This window comes from Pelomonas nitida (assembly GCF_043555975.1).
In the GTDB taxonomy this organism is placed as follows: Bacteria; Pseudomonadota; Gammaproteobacteria; order Burkholderiales; family Burkholderiaceae_C; genus Pelomonas; species Pelomonas nitida.
Genome location: NZ_JBIGIA010000037.1, coordinates 1 through 5,296, shown reverse-complemented (window position 1 = coordinate 5,296; position 5,296 = coordinate 1). Strand labels below are relative to the sequence as shown.

2 tRNA genes and 2 rRNA genes are annotated in these 5,296 nt (G+C 51.9%); all 4 read right to left on the bottom strand.

Annotation, left to right across the window (positions count from 1 at the left end):
- Positions 1 to 122: 122 nt before the first annotated feature.
- The 4 genes from ACG00X_RS23965 to ACG00X_RS23950 all read right to left on the bottom strand — a co-directional run bounded on the left by ACG00X_RS23965 (position 123) and on the right by ACG00X_RS23950 (position 5,197).
- A 23S ribosomal RNA gene (locus tag ACG00X_RS23965) occupies positions 123 to 2,999 on the bottom strand.
- Between the two features lie 319 nt (positions 3,000 to 3,318).
- Positions 3,319 to 3,394 (bottom strand) — tRNA-Ala (locus tag ACG00X_RS23960).
- Positions 3,395 to 3,403: 9 nt separating this feature from the next.
- Positions 3,404 to 3,480, bottom strand: a tRNA-Ile gene (locus tag ACG00X_RS23955).
- A gap of 193 nt (positions 3,481 to 3,673) precedes the next feature.
- Positions 3,674 to 5,197, bottom strand: a 16S ribosomal RNA gene (locus ACG00X_RS23950).
- The 16S and 23S rRNA genes sit together here with 2 tRNA genes alongside, the layout of an rRNA operon.
- Positions 5,198 to 5,296: the final 99 nt, after the last annotated feature.

Here is a 5,296-nt window from a genome sequence, read left to right as displayed (position 1 = left end):
TGCACATCACAAGCTTCATGCTTATGACGGAATCAGTATATTTTGATTGCGCCTCAGTAGACTTCTGAAGAACAGCATAACTTGAATACCCACCTTGATCTGCAATTCACAGTCAAAGTTATAGGGTCAAGCCTCACGGGCAATTAGTACTGGTTAGCTTAACGCATTACTGCGCTTCCACACCCAGCCTATCAACGTCCTGGTCTCGAACGACCCTTCAGGGGGCTCAAGGCCCCGGCAAGACTCATCTTGAGACGAGTTTCCCGCTTAGATGCTTTCAGCGGTTATCTCTTCCGCACTTAGCTACTCGGCAATGCCACTGGCGTGACAACCGATACACCAGAGGTGCGTCCACTCCGGTCCTCTCGTACTAGGAGCAGGCTCTCTCAATCTTGCAGCGCCCACGGAAGATAGGGACCAAACTGTCTCACGACGTTTTAAACCCAGCTCACGTACCTCTTTAAATGGCGAACAGCCATACCCTTGGGACCGGCTACAGCCCCAGGATGAGATGAGCCGACATCGAGGTGCCAAACACCGCCGTCGATATGAACTCTTGGGCGGTATCAGCCTGTTATCCCCAGAGTACCTTTTATCCGTTGAGCGATGGCCCTTCCATACAGAACCACCGGATCACTTTGTCCTACTTTCGTACCTGCTCGACTTGTCAGTCTCGCAGTCAAGCACGCTTATGCCAATGCACTATCGTCACGATTTCCGACCGTAACTAGCGTACCTTCGAACTCCTCCGTTACACTTTGGGAGGAGACCGCCCCAGTCAAACTGCCCACCATACACTGTCCCCAACCCGGATAACGGGCCAAGGTTAGAACCTCAAACACACCAGGGTGGTATTTCAACGTTGGCTCCATAAGATCTAGCGACCTTACTTCAAAGCCTCCCACCTATCCTACACAGATCTGTTCAAAGTCCAATGTAAAGCTACAGTAAAGGTTCATGGGGTCTTTCCGTCTTTCCGCGGGGAGATTGCATCATCACAAACATTTCAACTTCGCTGAGTCTCTGGAGGAGACAGTGTGGCCATCATTACTCCATTCGTGCAGGTCGGAACTTACCCGACAAGGAATTTCGCTACCTTAGGACCGTTATAGTTACGGCCGCCGTTTACTGGGACTTCAGTCAAGAGCTTGCACCCCATCATTTAATCTTCCAGCACCGGGCAGGAGTCACACCCTATACGTCGACTTTCGTCTTTGCAGAGTGCTGTGTTTTTAATAAACAGTTGCAGCCACCGATTCTCTGCGGCCTCATTGGGCTCCCCAAGTAAATGGTTCACCTACTAAAGGCACACCTTCTTCCGAAGTTACGGTGTCAATTTGCCGAGTTCCTTCTCCAGAGTTCTCTCAAGCGCCTTAGAATACTCATCTCGCGCACCAGTGTCGGTTTGCGGTACGGTCGTCAATAGCTGAAGCTTAGTGGCTTTTCTTGGAAGCAGGGTATCACTCACTTCGTCTGCAAGCAGACTCGTTATCACGCCTCATCTAAGCTCTCCGGATTTGCCTAAAGAGCACGACTACACGCTTGAACCAACATATCCAACAGTTGGCTGAGCTAACCTTCTCCGTCCCCACATCGCACTATTGATCGGTACAGGAATATTGACCTGTTTCCCATCAGCTACGCATCTCTGCCTCGCCTTAGGGGCCGACTCACCCTACGCCGATGAACGTTGCGTAGGAAACCTTGCGCTTTCGGCGAGGGGGCTTTTCACCCCCTTTAACGCTACTCATGTCAGCATTCGCACTTCTGATACCTCCAGCAGGCTTCACAACCCACCTTCACAGGCTTACAGAACGCTCTCCTACCACGCATATTGCTATGCATCCGCAGCTTCGGTAACTGGCTTAGCCCCGTTACATCTTCCGCGCAGGACGACTCGATCAGTGAGCTATTACGCTTTCTTTAAATGATGGCTGCTTCTAAGCCAACATCCTGACTGTTTTAGCCTTCCCACTTCGTTTCCCACTTAGCCAATTTTAGGGACCTTAGCTGGCGGTCTGGGTTGTTTCCCTCTTGAGTCCGGACGTTAGCACCCGGTGCTCTGTCTCCCAAGCTGTACTCTGCGGTATTCGGAGTTTGCCAAGGTTTGGTAAGTCGCCATGACCCCCTAGCCTAAACAGTGCTCTACCCCCGCAGGTAATACTTGAGGCACTACCTAAATAGTTTTCGGAGAGAACCAGCTATTTCCAAGTTTGTTTAGCCTTTCACCCCTATCCACAGCTCATCCGCTAGTTTTGCAACACTAGTCGGTTCGGACCTCCAGCACCTGTTACGGTACCTTCATCCTGGCCATGGATAGATCACTTGGTTTCGGGTCTACACCCAGCGACTATTCGCCCTATTCGGACTCGATTTCTCTACGGCTTCCCTATTCGGTTAACCTCGCCACTGAATGTAAGTCGCTGACCCATTATACAAAAGGTACGCAGTCACCCTTGCGGGCTCCTACTTTTTGTATGCATGCGGTTTCAGGATCTATTTCACTCCCCTCCCGGGGTTCTTTTCGCCTTTCCCTCACGGTACTTGTTCACTATCGGTCGATTACGAGTATTTAGCCTTGGAGGATGGTCCCCCCATATTCAGACAGGATTTCACGTGTCCCGCCCTACTCTATTCGCGCCTAGTTCCACAATCTACATTTCTCATACGGGGCTATCACCCGCTGTGGCCGGACTTTCCATTCCGTTCTGATATGCAAACTGCTAAAACGCGAGGGCTACTCCGATTTCGCTCGCCACTACTTTCGGAATCTCGGTTGATGTCTTTTCCTCGAGCTACTGAGATGTTTCAGTTCACCCGGTTCGCCACAATGACCTATGTATTCAGTCAGAGTTACTCCTTGCGGAGTGGGTTTCCCCATTCGGAAATCTCCGGATCAAAGCTAATTTGCCAGCTCCCCGAAGCTTATCGCAGGCTATCACGTCCTTCGTCGCCTGTAATCGCCAAGGCATCCACCACATGCACTTAGTCACTTGACCCTATAACTTTGACAGCGCTGACTGCACTGTCGTCAAGGACTCAATTCAGATCCAAACTAATTTGGCATCCAAACTGTTTTTGAGTATTCACGCGTTACGCCGTTCTTCATCTAAACAATTTCTTGCTCAGTTGAAGTCTATGTTTGACGCAATCAAAATCATTGCTAGCGGCACGGTGCGTCAGGAGACGCTTTCCGCTAACAACGCTGATTCGACTCTACAAATTGTTAAAGAACAACAGCCGATCTTTCGATCAAGAGCTGGTAAACCTCAACGAACATTCCTATTCGCTAAGGTTTACCAACGCTAATGAGTGAACTGGTGGAGGATGACGGGATCGAACCGACGACCCCCTGCTTGCAAAGCAGGTGCTCTCCCAGCTGAGCTAATCCCCCGATTCTTCGTGGTGGGTCTGGCTGGATTCGAACCAGCGACCCCCGCCTTATCAAGACGGTGCTCTAACCGACTGAGCTACAGACCCACGCGAAACTTGTTTGCGTAAGCTCTGCACCATCGCCAGGCTGTCGAGGCCAGCTCCACAGGCTCACGCGATTCACTCACTGTTGTTTGACAGCCGATAAGTGTGGGCGCTTGAAACCAAGTGCTTGAGCTTTCGCTCTTAGTTGATCTTGCTCTGCATGCTCCTTAGAACATACGAGGCGCGATCTATCTAGAAAGGAGGTGATCCAGCCGCACCTTCCGATACGGCTACCTTGTTACGACTTCACCCCAGTCACGAACCCTGCCGTGGTAATCGCCCTCCTTGCGGTTAGGCTAACTACTTCTGGCAGAACCCGCTCCCATGGTGTGACGGGCGGTGTGTACAAGACCCGGGAACGTATTCACCGCGGCAAGCTGATCCGCGATTACTAGCGATTCCGACTTCACGCAGTCGAGTTGCAGACTACGATCCGGACTACGACCGGGTTTCTGGGATTAGCTCCCCCTCGCGGGTTGGCAGCCCTCTGTCCCGGCCATTGTATGACGTGTGTAGCCCTACCCATAAGGGCCATGATGACCTGACGTCATCCCCACCTTCCTCCGGTTTGTCACCGGCAGTCTCATTAGAGTGCCCTTTCGTAGCAACTAATGACAAGGGTTGCGCTCGTTGCGGGACTTAACCCAACATCTCACGACACGAGCTGACGACGGCCATGCAGCACCTGTGTTCTGGCTCTCTTTCGAGCACTCCCAAATCTCTTCAGGATTCCAGACATGTCAAGGGTAGGTAAGGTTTTTCGCGTTGCATCGAATTAAACCACATCATCCACCGCTTGTGCGGGTCCCCGTCAATTCCTTTGAGTTTCAACCTTGCGGCCGTACTCCCCAGGCGGTCAACTTCACGCGTTAGCTTCGTTACTGAGAAGAAACCCTCCCAACAACCAGTTGACATCGTTTAGGGCGTGGACTACCAGGGTATCTAATCCTGTTTGCTCCCCACGCTTTCGTGCATGAGCGTCAGTACAGGTCCAGGGGATTGCCTTCGCCATCGGTGTTCCTCCGCATATCTACGCATTTCACTGCTACACGCGGAATTCCATCCCCCTCTACCGTACTCTAGCTATGCAGTCACAAAGGCAGTTCCCAGGTTGAGCCCGGGGATTTCACCTCTGTCTTGCATAACCGCCTGCGCACGCTTTACGCCCAGTAATTCCGATTAACGCTTGCACCCTACGTATTACCGCGGCTGCTGGCACGTAGTTAGCCGGTGCTTATTCTTCAGGTACCGTCATTACCCCGAGGTATTAACCCAGAGCGTTTCTTCCCTGACAAAAGCGGTTTACAACCCGAAGGCCTTCTTCCCGCACGCGGCATGGCTGGATCAGACTTGCGTCCATTGTCCAAAATTCCCCACTGCTGCCTCCCGTAGGAGTCTGGGCCGTGTCTCAGTCCCAGTGTGGCTGGTCGTCCTCTCAGACCAGCTACAGATCGTCGGCTTGGTAGGCCTTTACCCCACCAACTACCTAATCTGATATCGGCCGCTCCAATCGCGCGAGGTCTTGCGATCCCCCGCTTTCACCCTCAGGTCGTATGCGGTATTAGCTGCTCTTTCGAGCAGTTATCCCCCACGACTGGGCACGTTCCGATACATTACTCACCCGTTCGCCACTCGTCAGCTTAACCTGTTACCGTTCGACTTGCATGTGTAAGGCATGCCGCCAGCGTTCAATCTGAGCCAGGATCAAACTCTACAGTTCGATCTTGAATTCTCAACGGAATCGACTTAAACCATTTGCATGATTCAAATCTATTTCCGTGAGCGTTTAAAGTCCGAAGGACCGTCATCAGTCACCTGA